Source organism: Streptomyces sp. NPDC003032, from assembly GCF_053591415.1.
The window spans coordinates 52,447-72,837 of sequence record NZ_JBSFTT010000009.1; the positions used below are offsets into that span (position 1 = coordinate 52,447).

At 73.0% G+C, this 20,391-nt stretch carries 13 protein-coding genes; 6 read left to right on the forward strand and 7 right to left on the reverse strand.

Going from position 1 to position 20,391, the window contains the following annotated elements; all coding sequences use genetic code 11:
- Positions 1–450: 450 nt before the first annotated feature.
- Genes ACWDZ7_RS14960 through ACWDZ7_RS14970 form a run of 3 tightly spaced genes read right to left on the reverse strand, consistent with a single transcriptional unit; the run spans position 451 to position 9,367 of the window.
- Positions 451–1,845 (reverse strand): DHA2 family efflux MFS transporter permease subunit, encoded by a 1,395-nt coding sequence (locus ACWDZ7_RS14960; RefSeq protein WP_451797168.1) that lies wholly within the window; start codon positions 1,843–1,845, stop codon positions 451–453.
- The gene (locus tag ACWDZ7_RS14965; RefSeq protein ID WP_451797170.1) at positions 1,842–2,015 is read right to left on the reverse strand and encodes an MbtH family protein; all 174 of its coding nucleotides are present in this window, start codon (positions 2,013–2,015) and stop codon (positions 1,842–1,844) included. The genes ACWDZ7_RS14960 and ACWDZ7_RS14965 overlap by 4 nt, the downstream gene beginning before the upstream one ends.
- Positions 2,012–9,367 (reverse strand): amino acid adenylation domain-containing protein, encoded by a 7,356-nt coding sequence (locus ACWDZ7_RS14970; protein ID WP_451797171.1) that lies wholly within the window; start codon positions 9,365–9,367, stop codon positions 2,012–2,014. Before ACWDZ7_RS14970 ends, ACWDZ7_RS14965 begins: the two co-directional genes overlap by 4 nt.
- A gap of 107 nt (positions 9,368–9,474) precedes the next feature.
- Between ACWDZ7_RS14970 and ACWDZ7_RS14975 the strand changes: the two genes are divergently transcribed.
- A complete protein-coding gene (locus ACWDZ7_RS14975) occupies positions 9,475–10,632 on the forward strand; it encodes a M20 family metallopeptidase (protein ID WP_451797173.1) in 1,158 nt (385 codons plus the stop codon).
- Here ACWDZ7_RS14975 and ACWDZ7_RS14980 read toward each other — a convergent pair.
- A complete protein-coding gene (locus ACWDZ7_RS14980; RefSeq protein WP_451797175.1) occupies positions 10,619–11,614 on the reverse strand; it encodes an ABC transporter substrate-binding protein in 996 nt (331 codons plus the stop codon). The two genes, ACWDZ7_RS14975 and ACWDZ7_RS14980, sit on opposite strands and share 14 nt — an antisense overlap.
- A gap of 126 nt (positions 11,615–11,740) precedes the next feature.
- Here ACWDZ7_RS14980 and ACWDZ7_RS14985 point away from each other — a divergent pair, with 126 nt between their 5' ends.
- Positions 11,741–12,532, forward strand: coding sequence for an ABC transporter ATP-binding protein (locus tag ACWDZ7_RS14985; RefSeq protein ID WP_451797176.1), 792 nt, complete (start codon positions 11,741–11,743; stop codon positions 12,530–12,532).
- A 326-nt stretch (positions 12,533–12,858) separates the two neighbouring features.
- Positions 12,859–14,061, forward strand: coding sequence for a transcription termination factor Rho (gene rho / locus ACWDZ7_RS14990; protein ID WP_451797177.1), 1,203 nt, complete (start codon positions 12,859–12,861; stop codon positions 14,059–14,061).
- Here the strand turns inward: rho and ACWDZ7_RS14995 are convergent.
- On the reverse strand, positions 14,048–15,331 hold the full coding sequence (locus tag ACWDZ7_RS14995) for a M6 family metalloprotease domain-containing protein (protein ID WP_451797179.1): 1,284 nt from the start codon (positions 15,329–15,331) through the stop codon (positions 14,048–14,050). The two genes, rho and ACWDZ7_RS14995, sit on opposite strands and share 14 nt — an antisense overlap.
- Before the next feature lie 292 nt (positions 15,332–15,623).
- Here ACWDZ7_RS14995 and ACWDZ7_RS15000 point away from each other — a divergent pair, with 292 nt between their 5' ends.
- Positions 15,624–16,280 carry a TetR/AcrR family transcriptional regulator gene (locus ACWDZ7_RS15000; protein ID WP_451517414.1) on the forward strand — a complete coding sequence of 219 codons (657 nt, stop codon included), beginning with the start codon at positions 15,624–15,626 and terminating at the stop codon, positions 16,278–16,280.
- Between the two features lie 73 nt (positions 16,281–16,353).
- On the forward strand, positions 16,354–17,853 hold the full coding sequence (locus ACWDZ7_RS15005) for an MFS transporter (RefSeq protein WP_451797181.1): 1,500 nt from the start codon (positions 16,354–16,356) through the stop codon (positions 17,851–17,853).
- Positions 17,854–17,866: 13 nt separating this feature from the next.
- Here ACWDZ7_RS15005 and ACWDZ7_RS15010 read toward each other — a convergent pair whose 3' ends face one another.
- Entirely contained in the window at positions 17,867–18,376 is a 510-nt protein-coding gene (locus ACWDZ7_RS15010) for a MarR family winged helix-turn-helix transcriptional regulator (protein ID WP_451797446.1), read from the reverse strand.
- 127 nt (positions 18,377–18,503) lie between these two features.
- On the opposite strand from ACWDZ7_RS15010, the gene ACWDZ7_RS15015 reads away from it, so the two are divergent.
- Positions 18,504–19,274 (forward strand): dioxygenase family protein, encoded by a 771-nt coding sequence (locus tag ACWDZ7_RS15015; RefSeq protein WP_451797182.1) that lies wholly within the window; start codon positions 18,504–18,506, stop codon positions 19,272–19,274.
- A 24-nt stretch (positions 19,275–19,298) separates the two neighbouring features.
- Here ACWDZ7_RS15015 and ACWDZ7_RS15020 read toward each other — a convergent pair whose 3' ends face one another.
- Positions 19,299–20,348, reverse strand: a complete 1,050-nt coding sequence (locus ACWDZ7_RS15020; protein WP_451797184.1) for a questin oxidase family protein — start codon at positions 20,346–20,348, stop codon at positions 19,299–19,301.
- Between the last annotated feature and the right edge of the window lie 43 nt (positions 20,349–20,391).

Here is a 20,391-nt window from a genome sequence, read left to right on the forward strand (position 1 = left end):
GCTCCGGCGGGGGCTGACTCTCACCCCGGGCGGAGCTGACTGTCCCCAGGGCGGGGGCTTGTCTCCCCGGCGGTGGCCGCCACTCGCCCGAGCGGGGGCGGACTCGCGTCTGGGTGGGGAGCTGTTCTCCCCGGTGGGGGCTGACTCGCGCCTGGGCGGTGGCCGACTCTCGTCCGGGCGGGGGCTGATCTCTCCGGCGGGGGCTGACTCTCACCCCGGGCGGAGCTGACTGTCCCCAGGGCGGGGGCTTGTCTCCCCGGCGGTGGCCGCCACTCGCCCGAGCGGGGGCCGACTCTGACCTGGGCGGTGGCCGACTCTCGTCCGGGCGGCGGCCGCCACTCGCCGGAGCGGGGGCCGACTCCCACCCCGGCGGGGGCCGACACTCGTCCGAGCGGGGGGCCGACCCTCACCCCGGCGGGGGCCGACTCCCGCCCAGGCGGGGGCGCACCCTCACCCCGGCGGTGGCCCCGCCGCCGTCTTTGGTAGGCGCATCGCCAGCAGCGCCCCCGCCGCCACGAAGCCCGCCGTCACCAGGACCGCCACGCGGTACGGGCCGGCGTCCGTGAAGCTCACTCCGTGGCCGCCGATCACCGCCGCGCACGCCGCGATGCCGAGCGCGCCGCCCAGTGTGCGGACGATCTGGAAGAGGCCCATCGCCTGGCCCATGTCGGCGGGGGCGATGTCCTCGAAACCGGCGATCTGGATGGTCAGTACCGCCGTGCCGAGGACCAGGCCCACCGCGAACATCAGCGCCCGCACGGCCCAGGCGTTCTCCGCCACCCCGGGCGCGGCCAGCGCCGCGAAGACGCCCGCCGCGAGGAGCAGCGCCGGGACCGCGAGGCGGCGCGGGCCGAGCCTCGGCAGCAGGCGGTCCACCGCCTGGGACGCCAGCATCAGGCCGAGCGCCTCGGGGAAGACGCTCAGCCCGGCGTCCAGCGCGGACGCCCCGAGCGCGGCCTGGTAGAGCAGCGGGAAGACGAAGAGGACGCCCATCAGGCCCGCCGCGCTGACCAGGGCGAGCCCGGAGGCCGCTCCGTACACGCGGTCGCCGAGCAGCCGGAGGCGCAGAAGCGGCTCGCGTACGCGGAGTTGGTGGACGGCCGTGGCGACCAGCAGGGCCACGCCCGCCACCGCGCTGACGGCCACCGACGGCTGGGACCAGCCGTGCGAGGGGCCGAAGCCGAGCGCGTACGTGAGGAGGCCGAGCGCCGGGGTGGCGAGGAGGAAGCCGACGCGGTCGAAGGGGCCCGGCGCGCCCTCGACGTGCTCACGCAGGGACACGGCACCCAGCAGCACGGCCGCCGCGCCGACCGGCACGTTCACGAAGAACAGCCAGTGCCACGAGAGGTGTTCTGTGAGGAAGCCGCCGAGCGGCGGGCCGAGCGCGGGCATCAGCGCGGTCGGCACGATCAGGACCTTCGACAGCCTCACCCGCTCCTCCGGCGGGAACGCGCGGAAGAGCAGCGTCATGCCGACCGGCGTGAGCAGCCCGCCCGCCAGGCCCTGCGCCGCCCTCGCCACCACCAGGGTGGTGAGGTCCGGCGCGAGACCGCAGACCGCGGAGGCCGCCGTGAAGACGGCCAGCGAGCCGAGGAAGACCCGCTTCGTGCCGAGGCGGTCGCCGAGCCAGCCCGCCACGGGGAGGGCGAGGGCGAGCGCGACGAGGAACGCCGTCTCGACCGTGTTCGCCGCCGACACCGGGCGGCCGAAGTCGCCCGCGATGGTGAACAGGGCCGGGTTGACGATCGTCGAGTCCAGGCCGTTCATGCACATCGCGGCCGTGTAGACGAGGACGACGGCGACCTTCGGGCGTATCCGGGGTCTGACCAGCAGGCCGCCGCTCACCGGCTGTTGACCCAGTCCAGGGCGTCCTGACGCGGGCACGGGCCGTGGGCCGTGGACCAGCCCTCGGGCACGGCGGCGAAGAGCGGCCACAGCGAGTGCTCGCCGCGGTCGTTGGCCAGGACCAGGAACTCCCCTTCGCGGTCGAAGGGGTTGGCGGGGGCGTCACTCATGATCGCGGGGTCTCCAGCTCGGTCAGTCGGTCGGCGAGTACGCGCGCGATGTGCGCGATCGGCTCGGGCAGGGTCATGTCCTTGTGCGAGCAGGCGACGTTCGTGTTCGCGATGCGCCCGCCGACGTACGGTGCCCACGTCTCGGGCGTGAGCGTCTCGTCGATCGTGTCGACGGTCGCCCGGAAGAACAGCACGTCGCCGTCGAAGCGGCGGTGGTCGTAGGCCCGTACGAGATGGTTCGTGTTGAGGTAGATGTCGCGCAGCGCCTCGAACGTGACGGGCGGCAGGGCGGCCAGCGGGCTGCCTTCGCGGCGCAGTACGTCGATGACATTCCCGGTGGTCAGCTCCTTGCCCGCGAGACTGTCGGGGCCGTAACCGCCCATCGTGAGCAGCGACTCCAGGGCCTCGGCCTCGTCGGACTCGGGCAGTTCGCGGAAGCCCTCCGCCGGGTAGGCGTCGAGGATGGCGAGGAGCTCCACCTCGTGGCCCAGCTCCTGGAGGTACGTGGCCATGGCGTGCGCGATGATGCCGCCGGTCGACCAGCCGAGGAGGCGGTAGGGGCCGGTGGGCTGCACCTCGCGAAGGCGGGAGACGTAGTGGGCGGCCAGCTCCTCCAGGGTGCGGGGCAGCGCGTCGGCGGCGGTGGCCGCTCCCACGCCCTGCGCCTGGAGGCCGTAGATCGGCACGTCCGGCGGGAGGTGGCGGATCAGGCCCGCGTAGCACCAGCTCAGGCCGCCCGCCGGGTGGACGCAGTGGACCGGCGCGCGGTCGCCGTCGCGGGCGGGGCGCAGGGGCAGCAGAACGTCCAGGGGGTCGGCCTGCCCGCTCCCGGAGTCCAGGAACGCGTCGAGCCCGGCAGGTGTCGGCGACTGGAAGACCGTACCGATGGAGACCTCCGTGCCGAACGCGGCCCTGACGCGGCCCGCGAGGCGCACGGCGAGCAGCGAATGCCCGCCCAGCTCGAAGAAGTTGTCGTCGATGCCCACGGTCGTGACGCCGAGCACCTCCGCGAAGATCGCACAGAGCTGTTCCTCGCGCGGGGTGCGCGGGGCGCGGCCCGCGTCGGTGGCGGCGGGCCGCTCCGGCGCGGGGAGGGCCTTGCGGTCCAGCTTGCCGTTGCTGGTGAGCGGCAGCCGGTCCAGGAGGACGACGGCGGAGGGGACCATGTGGACGGGCAGTTCGCCGGCCGTGTGTTCACGCAGTTCGACGGCGGTCGTGGTCGCGGTCGTGGTCGTGGTTGTGGTCCCGCCGTCGGAGACGACCGCGTAGCCGACGAGCCGCTTGTCGCCGGGCACGTCCTCGCGTACGACGACGGCCGCGTCCGAGACGGCGGGGTGCGCGGCGAGGACGGCCTCGATCTCGCCGAGTTCGATGCGGAAGCCGCGGATCTTCACCTGGTGGTCGGCGCGCCCGAAGTACTCCAGGTTTCCGTCGGCGCGGCGGCGCGCGAGGTCGCCCGAGCGGTACATGCGGGCGCCGCGCTCGCCGAAGAGATGCGCGTACGGGTCGGCGACGAAGCGGGTCGCGGTCAGGTCGGGCCGGCCCAGATAGCCGCGGGCCAGGCCCTCACCGGCGACGTACATCTCGCCGGTGACGCCGGGCGGGCACGGCTGGAGGCGGTCGTCGAGGACGTAGACGCGCAGGTCGGGAATGTTGACGCCGATGGTGCTCGACGTGGAGGCGGCGGCTTTCGCGCGGTCGAGCGCGAAGTAGGAGACGTGCACGGTCGTCTCGGTGATGCCGTACATGTTGACGAGGGTGGGCGCGGCGTCGCCGTGCCGTTCGTACCAGTCGTCGAGCCGGGCCAGTTCGAGCGCCTCACCGCCGAACACCACGTAGCGAAGGGCCAGTGCACGGCCGTCGCGCGCCTCCCGGTCGGCGGCGGCGAGCTGGTAGAAGGCGGACGGTGTCTGGTTGAGGACGGTGACGCCCTCGTCGGCGAGGAGCGTACGGAAGGCGCCAGGGTCGCGGCTGGTCAGATGCGGTACGACGACGACCTTGCCGCCGTGACTGAGCGCGCCCCACAGCTCCCACACCGAGAAGTCGAAGGCGTACGAGTGGAAGAGCGTCCACACGTCGTTCTCGTCGAAGCCGAACCAGTGGTCGGTCGCGGTCAGCAGCCGCGTCACGTTGTGGTGCGTGACGACGACTCCCTTGGGGCGGCCCGTCGATCCCGAGGTGTAGATGACGTACGCGGGGTCGTCGGGGGTGAGCGGGCGGGTGCGGTCGCTCTGGGCCAGGGGGGTCTCGTCGTACGCGGCCGGGGCGTCGCCGTCGACCGCGATCACGGGCAGCGCGTGGGCCTCGGTGGGCAGCCGGGGCGCCGTCGCGGTGTCGGTGAGCAGCGCGGCGGGGCGGGCGTCGCCGAGCATGTACGAGAGGCGGTCGGCGGGGTAGTCCGGGTCCAGGGGGAGGTAGGCGGCGCCGGAGAGCGCGGCCGCGAGCAGGCCCGTGACCAGGTCGGCGGAGCGGGGCAGGGCGAGCGCCACGATGGAGCCGGGGCCGATGCCGCGGGCGGCGAGGAGGCGGGCCAGGCGGTGGGCGCGGGCGGACAGTTCGGCGTAGGTGAGGGCGTGGCCGTCGTGGGAGACGGCGGTGCGGTGCGGGTGCCGGGCGGCGGCTGATTCGTAGACGTCGGCGAGGGTGGCGGGTTCTTCTGTACGTGCCTGTACGGCCTGCTGGTTGACGGCGACCAGGGCGTGGTGGTGCTCCTCGGCACTGAGGAGGGGGAGGAGGCCGAGGGGGGTGTCGGGGGCCTCGGCCGCGGCGGTGAGGAGGCGGGCCAGGCGGGCGGCCAGGGCCTCGGCGGTGGCGCGGTCGAAGAGGTCCGTACGGAATTCGAGGAAGCCGGATATGCCCTGCTCGTCGGCCAGTTCGCCGGCGTTCAGGGTCAGGTCGAACTTGGCCGTGCCCGACGGGACGGCGGTCAGCCGGGCCGTGGTGTCCGGGCCGAGCGCGAACCGCCCGTCCGGGATCGACTGCCAGGCCAGCATCACCTGGAAGAGGGGGTGACGGGCGAGGGAGCGGGGCGGGTTCAGCTCCTCGACGAGCTGGTCGAAGGGGAGTACGTCGTGCTCGTACGCGGCGAGTGTCCCGCCCCGCACGCGGTCGAGGAGCGCACGGAAGCCGGGGTCGCCGGAGGTGTCCGTGCGCAGCACGACGGTGTTGGTGAAGAACCCGACGAGGTCGGCGGTCGCGTCGTCGTCGCGCCCGGCGACGGGCGTGCCGAGCGGGATGTCGGTGCCGCAGCCGTGCCGGGTGAGGAGCGCGGCAAGACCGGCCTGGACGGTCATGAAGACGGTGGTGCCGGTGGCGGCCGCGAGACGCTTCAGGGCGCGGTGGGTGGCGGGGGTGAGGCGGAAGGGTACGGTGCCGCCCTGGGACGAGGCGACGGGCGGGCGCGGCCGGTCGGCGGGCAGCTCCAGCTGGTCGGGCAGGCCCGCGAGGGCGCCCTTCCAGTACGCGAGGTGGGTCTGCGCCAGGCCGTCCGCGAGGAGTTTCTGCTGGTGGGCGGCGAGGTCGGCGTACTGGAAGGGGAGCGGCGCGAACTCCGGCGCCCGGCCGGCCGCGCGGGCGGTGTAGGCGGTCGCGAGGTCGCGGGCGAGGGGGGTGGTGGAGGCGCCGTCGCCCGCTATGTGGTGCAGGAGGAGCAGCAGGGTGTGACGGGCGGGGTTCGCCGGGTCGGTGAACAGGGTGGCGCGGAGCGGGGGTTCGGCGCCGAGGTCGAAGCAGTGGCGCACGGCGTGGCTGAGGGCGTCCGCGTCGTCCGCGCCGAGGGGCTCGCGGTGCAGGGTCGGGCGGGCCAGGGGGTGGTCGGCGGCGAGAATGCGCTGGTGGGGCTGGTCCTCAGGGGCGTTGTCAGTGGCGGGATATACCGTTCTGAGTGTCTCGTGGCGCGCGGTCAGATCGTGCAGGGCGAGCTGGAGCGCGGCGTGGTCGACGGGGCCGTTCAGGGTGAGGACGAGCGGGATGTTGTAGGTGGGGCTGGGTCCTTCGAGGCGGTGCAGGAACCACAGGCGCTGCTGGGCGGGGGAGAGGGGGAGGGTGTCGGTGCGGGGGACGGGGACGAGCGGGGCCGCTTCGCTGCCGGAGGCGGCCGAGGCGCGCACCAGCGCGGCGAGAGCGGCGGGAGTCGGCGCCTTGAAGACGTCGGCGATACCGACGGCGGCGGTGAACCGCTCACGAATACGGGCGGCCAGGCGCCCCGCGAGCAGCGAGTGACCGCCGAGATCGAAGAACCCGGCGTCGGCTGAGGGCCACCCGGACTCCAGCCCGAGGACATCGGCGAAGAGCCCGCGGAGGATCTCGGTGTACGGGTCGCTCGGGCGCCTGCCGGCGTCCCCTCCGGGGGTGACCGCGGGCTCCGGGTCGGGCAGGGCCCGATGGTCCAACTTGTCGTTGGCGGTGCGCGGCAGCTCGGCGAGGAGGGTGACCGTGGCCGGGACCATGTGCTCGGGGAGGGCCGCGGCGAGGTGGGCGCGGAGTTCGTCGGGGGTGACGGTGGGGGGTCCGTCCGGGGTGACGGTGGAGACTCCGTCCGGGGTGACGGCGCGGGCGTCGCGCGGCACCGCGTAGGCCAGGAGTCGCTTGCCATGCGCGGTGTCGCGGGCGATTACGGCGGCCTGGGCGACCGCCGGGTGGTCCGCCAGGCGCGCCTGGATCTCGCCGAGTTCGATGCGGAAGCCGCGGATCTTCACCTGGTCGTCGCCGCGTCCCAGGAACTCCAGGGTGCCGTCCGCGCGACGGCGCACGAGGTCCCCGGTGCGGTACATGCGGCCGCCGGGGTCGCCGTGCAGCGCCCCGAACGGGTCGGCGACGAAGCGCTCGGCGGTCAGGTCCGGGCGCCCGAGATAGCCGCGGGCGAGGCACGCCCCGGCGACGTACAGCTCACCGGTGACGCCGGGGGGCGTCGGACGGAGGGAGGAGTCGAGGACGTAGACGCGCGAGGCGCGCACCGGGTGCCCGGTGGTGCTCCCGTCGGGCTCCGGCAGCCAGTAGTACGCGTCGACGGTCGTCTCTGTCGGTCCGTACAGGTTGATGGGCCGCGACCCTGCCGTGGACGCGAGCCGCTCCCACAGCGGTGCGGGGACGCTCTCGCCGCCCACGACCAGGACGGCGGGGTGGTGCCTGCCCTCGTCGAGGAGGCCCTCGGCGACGAGCGCCTCGGCGTAGGACGGGGTGACGTCGAGGTAGTCGACGCGGTGCTCGTCGACGTACGCGGCGAGCACCGACGGATCGCGGTACGCGGCGTCGTCGAGGAGATGCAGCTCGTGGCCGTGGACCATCCACAGGACGGGGTCCCACGACGCGTCGAAGGCGAACGACGCGCTGTGCGCGACCCGCAGCCGCTCCCGGCCCGCGCGCTCGACCGCGGGCGCGATGTGGTCGGAGCCGTGCCCGGCGAGGAGGTTGGCGAGCGAGGCGTGGGTGACGACGACGCCCTTGGGGCGTCCCGTGGAACCGGAGGTGTGAATGATGTAGGCGGGGTCAGCGAGGCGCGGGGAGGCGGCGGGCGCGTCACAGGGGAGGGCGGCGAGCGCGGCCGACGTGTCCGGGTCGTCGAGCGCCAGTACGGGCAGGCCGTGGTCCGGGAGCGCGGCGAGCGTCGCCCGGGTCCCGATGACGTACGCGGGGCGGGCGTCGGCCAGCACGTCCAGGGTCCGCGCGGCGGGATGGCCGAGGTCCAGCGGCTGGCAGACGCCGCGCGCCTTCAGTACGGCGAGCAGCGCCACGACCGTGTCGGTGCTGCGGGGCAGGGCGAGGGCGACGGGCGTGCCGGGTGCCACGTCGGCGGCCAGACGGTGGGCGAGCCGGTTCGCCGCCGCGTCGAGCCCGCCGAAGGTCAGCGTGGCGCCGCCGCTGCGGACGGCCACCGCCTCGGGGGTGCGGGCGGCCTGCGCGGCGAACACCTCGGGCAGCGTGTGCTCGGCGGGCGCCTCCGCGCGCCCGGCGGTGGCCGCGCGGACCTCGTCGGGGGTGAGCAGGTCGAGGGTGCCGATGGGCCGGTGCGGGTCGCAGAGGAGCAGCTCGGCGAGACCGTCCAGGTACGTGACCAACGCACGCTCGTGACGGGCGAGTTCGGCGTCCTCGTACCGTCCTGCGTTGGCGTCCAGGGTGATGCGCAGGGTGCCGTCGGCGCGGGGTGCGGCGCCGACGGCGAGGTCCTCGACGGGGCCCGCGGCGAGGTTGCGGACGGTGCCGGGCAGGCCCGCGAAGTCCAGGTCGGTCTCGAACGGCTTGATGTTGACCATGGGCCCGGTCAGCGGCTCGCCCGCCGTGCCGAGTGCGAGGTCGCGGCGCAGGTCGGCCTGCGGGTAGCGCTGGTGGCGGCGGACGGCGCGGACCTCCAGGACGACGCGGCGCAGGAGTTCGGCGCCGGTGTCGCGGGGGCGTACGGCGATGCGCAGCGGCAGGACGTTGACGGTCATCGCCGGGGTGCGCAGGGCGGCGGGGCCGCGGCGGTTGGTCAGCGGAAGGCCGAGCACGATGTCCTTGGCGCCGGTGACGCGGTGCAGATGCCCGGCGGTGGCGGCGATGACCAGCTCGGCCCAGGTGGCCTTCACGGCCTGCGCGGCACGGCTGACGCGGTCGAAGGAGCCGTCGAGCAGGTCGGTGGCGCGGCGGTGCGGCAGATCGGAGGTTCCGGCGCGGGCGGCGAGGGTGGCGGGGGTGGTGTGCCCGGCGGTGCGCTCGGCCCAGAAGGCGCGGTCGGTGGCGTACTGCTCGCTGCCGAGGTAGTGCCGCTCCTCGTCGGCCAGCTCGGCCAGCGGCGCGAACCGGCGTTCGGGCAGCTCCTCCTGCCCGGTCGCGAGGGCGGTGTACAGCTCGGCGACGCGGCTGCCGATGAGCTGGAGGGCGTAGGCGTCGACGGCGAAGTGGTGGACGCGCTGGTACCACCAGTGGCGGTCGTCGGCGAGGCGGATCAGGGCCTGGGTGACGAGGCCGCTCGCGGCATGGCCCTGGGCCTGACCCTGGGCCTGCGCTTGGGCCTGGGCTCGGTCGCCGGTGAGGTCCACGGGTCTCGCGAGGTCGGCGCGCATCCAAGCCTCGGCGGCCTGCTCCGGGTGTGCCTCGGCGCGCAGGTCCAGGTGGTGCAGCGTCACCGGCACGGCGTCGGGGCGGACCTCCTGCCAGGGGGTACCGGCCGCGTCCTCGCCCGCCCGCAGCGACAGCGTCTCGGCCTCGGCCATGGTGCGCAGGAGCGCTGCCTCGAAGAGGCCGGTGTCCAGGGGGCCTTGGATCTCCACGCGGTCCGCCGTGTTGAGCGCGGTGCTCTGCGGGGCCAGCTGCTGCGCGTAGAGGATGCCGGCCTGCGCGGTGAGCAGGGGAAGGCGGTCAGGGCGCTGATGCATGTGTGTGACGACTCCCGTGAACCTGAACATGAACCTGGACCTGGACCTGGACCGGAACCTGGACCTACCGGTATGAACTTAGGTTAGCCTAAGTTATCTTGCTCGCCATGGAGAAGACGACCGCCCCCACGGACATCAAGACCGCCCTGCGCAAGGGCGTTGAGGCCCACCGCGACGCCCTGCTCGCCCTCAGCGGCCGCATCCACGCCCACCCCGAGACCGCCTTCGAGGAGCACCGCGCCGCCGCCTGGTGCGCCGAACTCCTCGCCGGACACGGCTTCGCCGTGACCACGCCCGCCTTCGGCCTGGAGACCGCCGTGAGTGCGACCGTCGGCTCCGGACCCGTCACGGTCGCCATCGTCTGCGAGTACGACGCGCTGCCCGGCCTGGGCCACGCCTGCGGCCACAACCTGATCGCCGCCGCCGGTGTCGGAGCGGCCCTCGCCCTCGCCCCGTACGCCGATGAACTCGGGCTCACCGTACGCGTGCTCGGGACACCCGCCGAGGAGCGCGGCGCGGGCAAGGCGCTGCTCATCGACGCGGGCGCCTTCGACGGCGTGGACGCGGCGATGATGGTGCACCCCTGCCCGTTCGAGATGGCCGACTTCCGCTCCTTCGCGCTCGGCACGCTCTCGGTGACGTACACGGGCAGGTCCGCGCATCCCAGCCTCAACCCGCACGAGGGCCGCAACGCCGCCGACGCCCTGACCGTCGCGCAGGTCGCGCTCGGCCTGCTGCGCCAGCAGCTCCCGCCGCAGTGGCGGGTGCACGGCATCACCACCGCCGCGGGCACGGCACCGAACGCGATACCGGACCGCGCCACGGCCGAGTACGAGATCCGCGCCCTGGCCGCCGAGGACCTGCGCGAACTGCGGGAGCGGGTCGAGAACTGCTTCCGCGCCGGGGCTCTCGCCACCGGCTGCGACGTCACCCTGGAGCGGCCCGAGCCCGACTACCTCGACTTCCGCGGCGACCCGGAACTGATCGCCCTGTGGAAGGCGAACGCCCGGACGCTCGGCCGTGCCGAACCCGTCGAGCGCGAGCCGTTCGCCTGCACGGACATGGGCAACGTCTCGCACCTCGTGCCGTCCATCCACCCCGTCCTGGACATCAGCGGCGGCGCCTGCGGCCCGCACGAACCGGAGTTCGCGGCGGCCGCCGTCTCGCCGGCCGCCGAGCAGGCACTGCTCGACGGCGCGCTGGGGATGGCCTGGACGGCGGCGGACTTCGCGAACGCCCGCTCCGGGCGCGCTACTTCTTCTTGAGCGCCTCGCTGATGTCGTTCATGACCTCGTCGGCGGCCAGCGGGCCGCCGCGGGTCGACCAGACCGAGCCGTCCACGGTCACGACCTGCTTCTTCTTGACCGCGCCGAGGTCCTTGTAGGCGGGCTTCTTCTGGACGTCCTTGAGGGCCTTCTCGCCGTCCGACGTGAGCGTGGAGAGGAACAGCCAGTCGCCGTCGATCTCGTTGATCTTCTCCAGGCTGAGCGAGGGGGTGTGCGCGTTGCCGTCCTTGTTCTGGTTCTTGGGCCGCTTCAGGCCCATCTCCAGGGCGACACCGCTGGCGAACTGCTTGTTCTCCATCCAGCTCGGGCCGTCCGGGTTCCAGCGGACGATGGAGACCTCGGCGCCCTTGTTCGCGCCCAGCTCCTTGCCGGCCTTCTTGGCGGCGGCCTCGTGGTCGCCGATGACCTTGTTGGCCTTGGGGAGTTCGCCCACGGCGTTGCCGATGCCCCGCAGGGTCAGCTTCCAGTCGTCGGTGGGCGCCATCGTGACGACGGTCGCGGGCGTGATCTCGCGCAGCTGCTTGAGCACCTGCTCGTCCTGCATGTCACCGGCGAGGATCAGGTCGGGCTTGGCCGCGACGACCTTGTCCATGACGGGCTGCAGCAGATTGCCGACCACGTCGATGCCCTCGACCTTGTCGGCGAGGTAGGCCGGCGGCTTGTCCAGGCCCTGGCCGTTGGTGATGCCGACCGGCTTCACGCCGAGCGCGAGGACGGCGTCCAGGTCCTCCTGGGTCAGCGTCACGACGCGCTTGGGGTGGGCCGGGACCTTCACGGCCTTGCCGGTGGCGTCCTTGATGGTGCGGGTGTCCGAGGAGCCGGAGCCGCCCTTGGCGGAGTCCTTGTCGGAGCCGTCGTCCGAGCCGCAGCCCGTCAGGAGCAGCGCCGCCGCGCCGAGCGCGGCGACCGACTGGGTCGCGCGTCGGGAGGCGGTGGAGAGGGGGCGGCGGGGGACGGTCATCAACAGCTCCGGGTTCAAGGGGACATGATGGAGTGGTCGTCAGCGACCATGGTTTTGGCTAAGGTTAGCCTTACCTTAGGTCAAATTGGCAAGGGGTGAGCCCCTCGAAGCCGGAAAGGCACATCCGTGGAACTCCGCGTCGAGCAGCTCACCGCCGGATACGGCGGCACGCACACCGCCGTCGACGGCGTCGACCTCACGGTCGAATCCGGCCAGGTCGTGGCCATCGTCGGCCCCAACGGCTGCGGCAAGTCCACACTCCTGCGCTGCATGGCGCGGCTCCACCAGCCCCTGTCCGGGCGGGTGTTCGCGGGCGACGCGGACCTCTGGAAGCTCAAGCAGCGCGAGACGGCGCATCGCGTCGCCCTGCTCCCGCAGTCGCCGCAGGCGCCCGAGGCGGTGACCGTCGCGGGTCTCGTACGGTACGGGCGCCACCCCCACCAGGGGCTGTTCCGCCAGTGGTCCGCCGAGGACGAGCGCGCCGTGACGCGGGCGCTCGAAGCCACCGGCACGGCGGAACTCGCCGAGCGGCGCCTCGACCAGCTGTCCGGCGGGCAGCGGCAGCGGTGCTGGCTCGCCATGGCGCTGGCCCAGGAGACGCCGGTCGTCCTCCTCGACGAGCCGACCAGCGCGCTCGACATCGGGCACGCGGTGGAAGTACTCGACCTGGTGCGGGAGGTCGCGGCGGAGGGCCGGACCATCGTGATGGTCGTCCACGACCTCGCGGCGGCGGCGCGGTACGCGGACGTCGTCGTCGCCATGCTGGCGGGGCGGATCGTGGCGACGGGCGCGCCGCGGGACGTGGTCGACGCGGGGCTCGTCAAGACGCTCTACGGGATCGACGCGGAGATTCTGCGGTCGGCGGTGGATGGGGCGCCGGTGGTGGTCCCGGCGGTTCGGGCTCCCGCCCGGGGGTGACCTTGCTCTGAACCCGCCGCTTCGCGGCGGGGTGTTCCCCGCCCACCTGCCCGTTGCTCCGCATCATGCGGCGGCGTAGGGCTTTTTCGGTGCGTGCGCGTTCTTCGTCTCGTGTGCTACCTTGCCATCAGTACGTGTGTACGCCCCGGCTCGTATCAGGGCGCCCGTACCGGTTTTTCTTCTCCCTCTTCCGGGATCCGGCAGGCCGATCAGGCCTTCTCCCTCACTGCTCACGCAGCAGTTTCCCTTCTGCCCGTCGTACGGGGCGTGGTCATCGCCGCCCCGTCGGGCCCCCTCATTCGCATGTCCGCGAAAGGACCACTCTCATGACCGCCACCGCGACCGAACGAGTCACGCGTACCGCTTCCACCACCCGCTCCACCGTCCTGACCTGCACCGGGGTTCTCGACATCGCCCGCGACGGGCGCGGGTTCCTCCGCGGTGACGGGTGTCTGCCCGGCTCCGACGACGTGCAGGTGCCCGCCCCGCTCATCCATCAACTGGCCCTGCGCGGCGGTGACTTCGTCGAGGGCGAGTGCGCCGGGCGGGCCCGGACCCTCACCGGCGTCCACCGGGTCAACGGGCGCGTGCCCGAGGAGCTGCGGGGGCGGCCCCGCTTCGGGGACCTCACCCCGCTGCACCCCCGCGAAAGGCTCCGCCTGGAGACCACCGGCGCGGGCGTCGCCGGGCGGCTCGTCGACCTCGTCGCGCCCGTCGGCAAGGGGCAGCGCGGCCTGATCGTCGCGCCCCCGAGGACCGGCAAGACCGTACTGCTCCAGCAGATCGCCGCGGCGGTCGCGGAGAACCACCCCGAGTGCCACCTCATGGTGGTCCTCCTCGACGAACGGCCCGAGGAGGTCACCGACATGCGGCGCTCGGTCCACGGCGAGGTGCTCTCCTCGACCTTCGACCGGCCCGCCAGGCAGCACATCGCGCTCGCCGAACTCGCCGTGGAGCGCGCCAAGCGCCTGGTCGAGCAGGGACGCGACGTCGTCATGCTCTTCGACTCGCTGACGCGGCTGTGCCGGGCGTACAACAACGCGGCGGCCGGCGGCGGCAAGACCCTCAGCGGCGGCGTCGACGCGGCGGCGATCCAGGGCCCGAAGCGGCTCTTCGGTGCCGCACGCCTCGCTGAGGAGGGTGGCTCCCTGACGATGCTCGCGACCGTCCTCGTGGAGACCGGATCGCGCGCCGACGACTACTACTTCGAGGAGCTGAAGGGCACCGGCAACATGGAGCTGCGGCTCGACCGCACCCTCGCCGACCGGCGCCTCTTCCCGGCCGTCGACGTCACGCCCTCCGGCACGCGACGCGAGGAACTGCTCGTGCCGGGCGATGAGTTGACTGCCGTACGCGGGCTGCGGCGCGCCCTGCTCGGCCGGGACGGCGCGAGCTCCCTGGAGACGCTGCTGGACCGCATCAAGAAGACCCCGAGCAACGCCGCGTTCCTGCGGCAGGTGCAGCAGACCGTGCCGGGAGCGGGCACGAACGCCGGGGCAGGAAGCGGAAACGGCGCTACGGCCGCGTGACGTGCACGCGGTAGTCGCCGTCGTCCGTCACGTCCGCCACCGCGACCCGCACGCCCGTCTCGCGGTCGGTGAAGGTCTCGCCGGCCCCGTAGGGGGCGTCGGAGAGTTCGGCGTGGACGTTGGGCCGGCGGGTGCAACCGCCGCTCTCCGCCGTGGAGTCGGAGACCGTGACCGGGCCGTGGCCCGTGTCGACGTCCGCGTCCACGCGGTAGACCAGGACGCCCGCCTTGCAGACCGCCTCGTCGTTGCCGTCCCGGGTGCGGACCTCGACCGCGTACCCCGTCTTCGCGTTCAGCGGGACGAAGGCGAGCTTGGTGCCGCCGGAGCGGGCCAGCGGGGTCAGGACGTGCTGGGTGGTGCCGGGCTTCGACGCGCAGCCGACCTGGTCGTCGTCGAGCCAGCCCAGCTTCCACTTGTGCCAGGCGAGCAGGTCGTTGTTGGCGCCCCAGTCCTCGCTCATGATGTCCCAGTGGCCGACCGCGCCGCCGCCGTCCTGCGTATAGAGGTCGGGCAGGCCGAAGACGTGGCCGTTCTCGTGGGGCAGGACGCGGTAGCCCGTCTCGTGGTAGCTGCCCGATCCGTCGTCCTGACGGCTGTAGACGAAGGACGCGTTGGAGACGGGCACGCCGTCCGCGACCGGCGCCTCGTGGTTGCCCGCGAAGGTCACCGACAGGACCGTGTCGAGCGCGGAGGGCCCCGCGTTCGGGGTGACCAGGATGTTCACGAGGTCGTACGACCGGAAGTCCACGTCCGGGTCGGCGGCCGCCACGATGTCCTCCACGAGTCCCCGGTAGCCCGGGTCGAAGGGGGCGCCGCGCTCTATCCCGTACTCCGCGAAGGGCTTCGGCATCCGCAGCCAGTCCGGCACGGGGGATTCGGGGCGGTAGTCGAGGCGCCCGTAGGAACTGGTGCGGAACCACTGCGCGGTCTGCGGGAAGAACTCCGCGAGACGGTCCATCGCGCTGCCCTGACCGGGCGCGTCGGAGAAGTCGACCATGAGGTTCAGGGCCCGGACGGTGCCGGTGGAGCGGGTGTAGCCGGGCGGAGTGGGCACGCCCTCCGACATCTGTACGCCCATCGCGCCGCTGATCATGCACGGGCCGAGCGTGGTGCCCCGGGCCATCGACACCGGGCCCGCCGCGCTGGGCGAGTCCTCCATCAGGCGTCCGGTGCTCGCCGAGGTCGTGACCGCGAGGGCGAGTGCCGTGACCGAGGCGAGGGCGACACCGCGGCGGGTGGAGCGTATCCGCCGCCAAATCGGCTGCTGCATACGTTGCCCTTCACTCCGCGGCAGCCGCCGGTCCTGGCTGCACCCTGTCCGATCACCCTGTGCCGGGGGGTGCGCGGGCGCTCGCTGGGCGGGACCGATCGTGGGTTTCTCGCCGGTTCATATGTGACTCAGGTCACATGAAGTTCAGGGCGGGGCGGGAAATATCCGGGGAGTCCTTCCCCGTTTAGAAGTGTGTTCGCGCGAAACGGGGACTGGCTCCCCGCATCGTCCGCGGCCCCCCGCACCGCCCGCATCGCACCGCCGACATCCGACGACCAGAGGAGAAGCCGCAGTGGACACCGCCACCGCCCCGCAGCGCCGGGCCCCCCGCCCGCGGGCCGACGCCCTGCGCAACCGGGAGCGGATCGTCGCCGCCGCACGCGAGATGTTCGTGGAGTACGGACCCGACGTACCCCTCGACGAGGTCGCGCGCCGGGCGGGCGTCGGCAACGCCACGGTCTACCGCAACTTCGCCGACCGCGCCGAGCTGGTGCGCGAGGTCGTCCTCTTCGTCACCGACCGCGTCGCGGCCCACGCCGAGCAGGGCATCGCCACGGCCGCCGCCGACGCGAGCGCCTCCTTCGCGGCGCTGCGCACCTTCGTGCACGCCGCGGCCGACGAACGGATCGGCGCCCTGTGCCCGATGCTGTCGTCCGTCTTCGACCACGACCACCCCGACCTGCTGGATGCCCGTGAGCGCCTGGAGCAGTCCATCGAGGACCTCGTGGGCCGGGCCCGCGCGGCCGGACAGCTGCGCACCGACATCGCCGTCGGCGATCTCATGATCGCCCTCTCCCAGCTCGGACGGCCGCTGCCCGGCACGGCCTGCCCGAACATGGACCGCTTCGTCCACCGCCATCTCCAGCTGTTCCTGGACGGCCTGATGGCTCCCGCCCGTTCGGAGCTTCCGGGGGAGGCGGCGACCTTGGAAGACCTCCGGCGGAGCTGACTTTCCGCGAACGCTCATCACCGTTACCGCCGTTACTGACTCATCACTTTCGTACCGCTAGGTGGCCACCTCCATGTCTGAAACAGATCCGAGGCGCTGGAAAGCCCTCGTCTTCATCGCGCTCGCGCAGCTGATGGTCGTCCTCGACGCGACCATCGTGAACATCGCGCTGCCCTCCGCCCAGCAGGACCTCGGCATATCCGACGGCAACCGCCAGTGGGTCATCACGGCCTACGCGCTCGCCTTCGGCGGCCTGCTGCTCTTCGGCGGCCGCATCTCCGACCTGTGGGGCCGCAAGCGCACCTTCGTGACCGGCCTCATCGGCTTCGCCGCGGCCTCCGCCCTCGGCGGCGCCGCGACCGGCGAGGCCATGATGCTCGGCGCCCGCGCCCTCCAGGGCGTGTTCGGCGCGCTGCTCGCGCCCGCCGCGCTCTCCCTGCTCGCGGTGATGTTCACCGACGCCAAGGAGCGCGCCAAGGCCTTCGGCATCTACGGCGCGATCGCCGGTGGCGGCGGCGCCGTCGGCCTGATCCTCGGCGGCTTCCTCACCGAGTACCTGAACTGGCGCTGGACCTTCTTCGTCAACATCCCGTTCGCGGTGGTCGCCGCCCTCGGCGCGTACTTCGTCATCCGTGAGCCGGCCGGCGGCCGCAACCGCTCGCCGCTCGACATCCCCGGCGTGGTCCTGTCCACCCTCGGCCTGGTCGCGCTCGTCTACGGCTTCACCCGCGCCGAGTCCGAGGGCTGGTCGGACACCGTGACCATCACCATGTTCGTGGCGTCGGTCGTGCTGCTCGCCGCGTTCGTCCTCACCGAGGCCAAGGTCAAGTCGCCGCTGCTCCCGCTGCGCGTCCTGACCGAGCGCAACCGCGGTGGCGTCTACCTCTCGCTGGGCCTCGCCATCATCTCGATGTTCGGCCTGTTCCTGTTCCTCACGTACTACCTGCAGATCGTCGAGGGCTACTCGCCGGTCAAGACCGGCTTCGCCTTCCTGCCGATGATCGCGGGCATGATCGTGGGCTCCACGCAGATCGGCGCCCGCCTCATGACGCGCGTACCGCCGCGTCTGCTGATGGGCCCGGGCTTCCTGCTCGCCGCCGTCGGCATGCTGCTCCTGACGCAGCTGGAGGTCGGCTCCTCGTACACCGGGCTGATCATGCCGGCGCAGCTGATGCTCGGCCTCGGCATGGGTACGGCGTTCATGCCCGCCATGTCGCTCGCCACGCACGGCGTCGAGGCCCGTGACTCCGGTGTCGCCTCCGCGATGGTCAACACCTCGCAGCAGGTCGGCGGCGCCATCGGCACGGCCCTCCTGAACACCATCGCCGCCTCCGCGACCTCCGCGTACATCGCGGACCACGCGGCCGGTGCCGCCAACCCGAAGCTCGTCCAGGCGCAGGCCATGGTCGAGGGGTACACCAGTGCCATCTGGTGGGCGGTCGGCATCCTGGCGGTCTCCGCGCTGATCGCGGCGACGTTCATCAACACCGGGCACCAGGGCGGCCCCTCGGCCTCCGGGGACCCGGCGGAAGGCGCCGAGGACGAGGTGAAGATCCCGGTGATGGCCCACTGAGCCCGGCGGCCTCCTAGCGGAGCCAGGGGAGGTCGGCTCCGGCCTCCTCCGGCTGAAGTCCCTCGGCGACGATCGTCATGATCTCGCCGAGGGACTTCTGCTGTTCCGGGGTGAGCCGGTCGAAGAGGGCCTGGCGTACGGCGGTGACATGGCCGGGGGCGGTCCTGCCGAGCACCTCGAAGCCCTGGTCGGTCAGGATCGCGAGCTGCCCGCGCTTGTCGGAGGGGCAGTCCTCGCGCCGCACCCAGCCGCTCTTCTCCAGACGCGCGATCGCGTGCGAGAGCCGGGAGCGGGTGATCTTCATGAGCTTGGCCAGCTCGGTCATCCGCAGCCGCCGCCGGGGGGCGTCGGACAACTGGACCAATAGCCCGTAATACATGTGCGGCATTCCCGCGTCGCGCTGCAGCTGACGGTCGAGGAAGTCGTCGAGGAGCGTCGTCGCCTGGAGGTAGGCCCGCCAGACGCGCTGCTCGTCGCGGTCCAGCCAGCGCGGCTCGCCGTCCGGGGAAGGAGTGGGTGCCATATCCATGTACTCCACTGTACGAGGCCCTTCCTTGAACTTTGAACGAACCACGCGTACGGTCGCACCATAGAGCTTGAGACTTCAAGTAGCTACCCTCACGAAGAGCCCTGAGCCCTGGAGGCGCGCGATGACCCGCATGCCCGCCCTGTACCTCAGCCACGGCGCCCCACCGCTCGCCGACGACCCGCTGTGGCCCGCCGAGCTGGCCGCCTGGTCCGCGCGGCTGCCGCGCCCCCGGGCGATCCTCATGGTCTCCGCCCACTGGGAAGAGGCCCCGCTGGCGCTGGCCGCCACCGGGACGCTGCCGCTCGTGTACGACTTCTGGGGCTTCCCCGAGCACTACTACCAGGTGACGTACGCGGCCCCGGGCGCGCCGGAACTGGCCGAGTCCGTACGCGGACTGCTGCGCGCACCCGGCGTTCCCGTACAGGACGTGCCGGACCGGGGACTCGACCACGGCGCGTACGTCCCGCTGGTGGAGATGTACCCCGACGCGGACATCCCCGTACTCCAGATCTCCCTGCCGACCCTGGACCCGCGCCGCCTCATGGACCTCGGCCGCAGGCTCGCGCCGCTGCGCGACGAGGGCGTACTGGTCGTCGGCAGCGGCTTCTTCACCCACAACCTGGCCGCGCTGCGACAGGGCGGCGTCCCGTCCTGGTCGGCCGAGTTCGACGCCTGGGGCCAGGAGGCCCTGGCGGCGGGCGACGTCGACGCGCTGCTCGACTTCGCCCACAAGTCCCCGTCCGGACAGCTCGCGCACCCCCGCACCGAGCACTTCGCCCCACTCTTCGTGACGCTGGGCGCGGCGGAGGCCACGGGGGACCTCGCTGGGCAGCGCAGTGTGATCGAGGGTTTCTGGATGGGTCTGGCGAAGAGGTCGGTGCAGTTCGGCTGAGGCAAGGGGGCCGACGGGGAGTACCTAACTGAGCGGCTCGCTCAGTTCAACCGCCCGCAGGGCCGCTGCCAGAGCCCGCTCGTCGCCGACGTCCAACGCGGTATCCGTCAGCTTGATGACATGCTCGTCACCGTGCGCGAGTGCCCGCTCCACAACCTCTTCGGGGGAGAACGTGCCGGGCGGCTCATACGCGAGGGGCGCGTCCGGCGCGTACATGGCCGTGACCGCCGCCGAGGCCGTCCAGGCCGCCCGCAGGCTGGGCACCCACAGGCCGCGCGGCAGGGCGGGCAGCACACGGAGCACGGCGTTGGGCGCGGTCGCCGCGTGCACCAGCATCGTCTCCTCGCCGTGGCCGTGCGTGGCGTACCGGTGGGTGGCCGCCCGCACCAGCTCGGTCAGCCTGCGCCGCGCCTCCTCGGGGCCGTCCACGGAGGCCGCCCACACCGGCAGCCCCCGGACGCGGCCGAGGCGGGCGGGGAAGCCGCCTTCGGTCCGGTCGGCGATGGGCGGCACCGCGTCCAGGGCGTCGGCCGCGCTGTCGGCGCCCGGCAGCGGGGTGACGCCGGTGACCGGGCGGTGCCGGGCGGCCCAGTAGCCGAGGCCGTGCGCGAGTTCGGCGAGGCGGGGCCCGGTGGCGCCCCGCTCCAGGGACCGCGCGGCGTGACCGACCCGGATCACCGGGTGCGTCGAACCTCCGTACATCCCGGGCAGCAGCAGCGGCCACCACTCGGCGAGCACGTCGCGCCAGGGCCTCTCCTCGACCTCGCGGCGGAAGTGGGCGATCCAGTCGGCCGCCCGGCGCGGATCTCCGAGCGCGGTGTGCCGGTCGGCGCCGGTGATCGGTGCGACGGGAGCGGGAAATTCCTCCAATTTCGGGGCGTAGAGATCGAGCCACCGGTGGACCGCCCCCGACTGCCCGCGCGCGGCGAGCGCCTCGACGGCCATCGGCGCGTGATTGGTGAGCCGCCCCAGCCGCTCGGGCCCGAAGCCGTGCAGCCGCTCAAGGGCTTCGTCGAGGACGCCTGTGGTGTCGGTGCCGGTGTTGGCATCGGTGCCGGTCTCGGTGTCGGTCATGCGGGGACGGTAGGCCCTTGACGCGTCGGCCCGTAACGGCCTT

Excerpts from the sequence above, each read along its gene's own strand:
- ACWDZ7_RS14965 (WP_451797170.1), bottom strand. The coding sequence starts at position 2,015 with ATGAGTGACGCCCCCGCCAACCCCTTCGACCGCGAAGGGGAGTTCCTG.
- ACWDZ7_RS14970 (WP_451797171.1), bottom strand. The coding sequence starts at position 9,367 with ATGCATCAGCGCCCTGACCGCCTTCCCCTGCTCACCGCGCAGGCCGGC.
- ACWDZ7_RS14975 (WP_451797173.1), top strand. The coding sequence starts at position 9,475 with ATGGAGAAGACGACCGCCCCCACGGACATCAAGACCGCCCTGCGCAAG.
- ACWDZ7_RS14980 (WP_451797175.1), bottom strand. The coding sequence starts at position 11,614 with ATGACCGTCCCCCGCCGCCCCCTCTCCACCGCCTCCCGACGCGCGACC.
- rho (WP_451797177.1), top strand. The coding sequence starts at position 12,859 with ATGACCGCCACCGCGACCGAACGAGTCACGCGTACCGCTTCCACCACC.
- ACWDZ7_RS14995 (WP_451797179.1), bottom strand. The coding sequence starts at position 15,331 with ATGCAGCAGCCGATTTGGCGGCGGATACGCTCCACCCGCCGCGGTGTC.
- ACWDZ7_RS15005 (WP_451797181.1), top strand. The coding sequence starts at position 16,354 with ATGTCTGAAACAGATCCGAGGCGCTGGAAAGCCCTCGTCTTCATCGCG.
- ACWDZ7_RS15010 (WP_451797446.1), bottom strand. The coding sequence starts at position 18,376 with ATGGCACCCACTCCTTCCCCGGACGGCGAGCCGCGCTGGCTGGACCGC.
- ACWDZ7_RS15015 (WP_451797182.1), top strand. The coding sequence starts at position 18,504 with ATGACCCGCATGCCCGCCCTGTACCTCAGCCACGGCGCCCCACCGCTC.
- ACWDZ7_RS15020 (WP_451797184.1), bottom strand. The coding sequence starts at position 20,348 with ATGACCGACACCGAGACCGGCACCGATGCCAACACCGGCACCGACACC.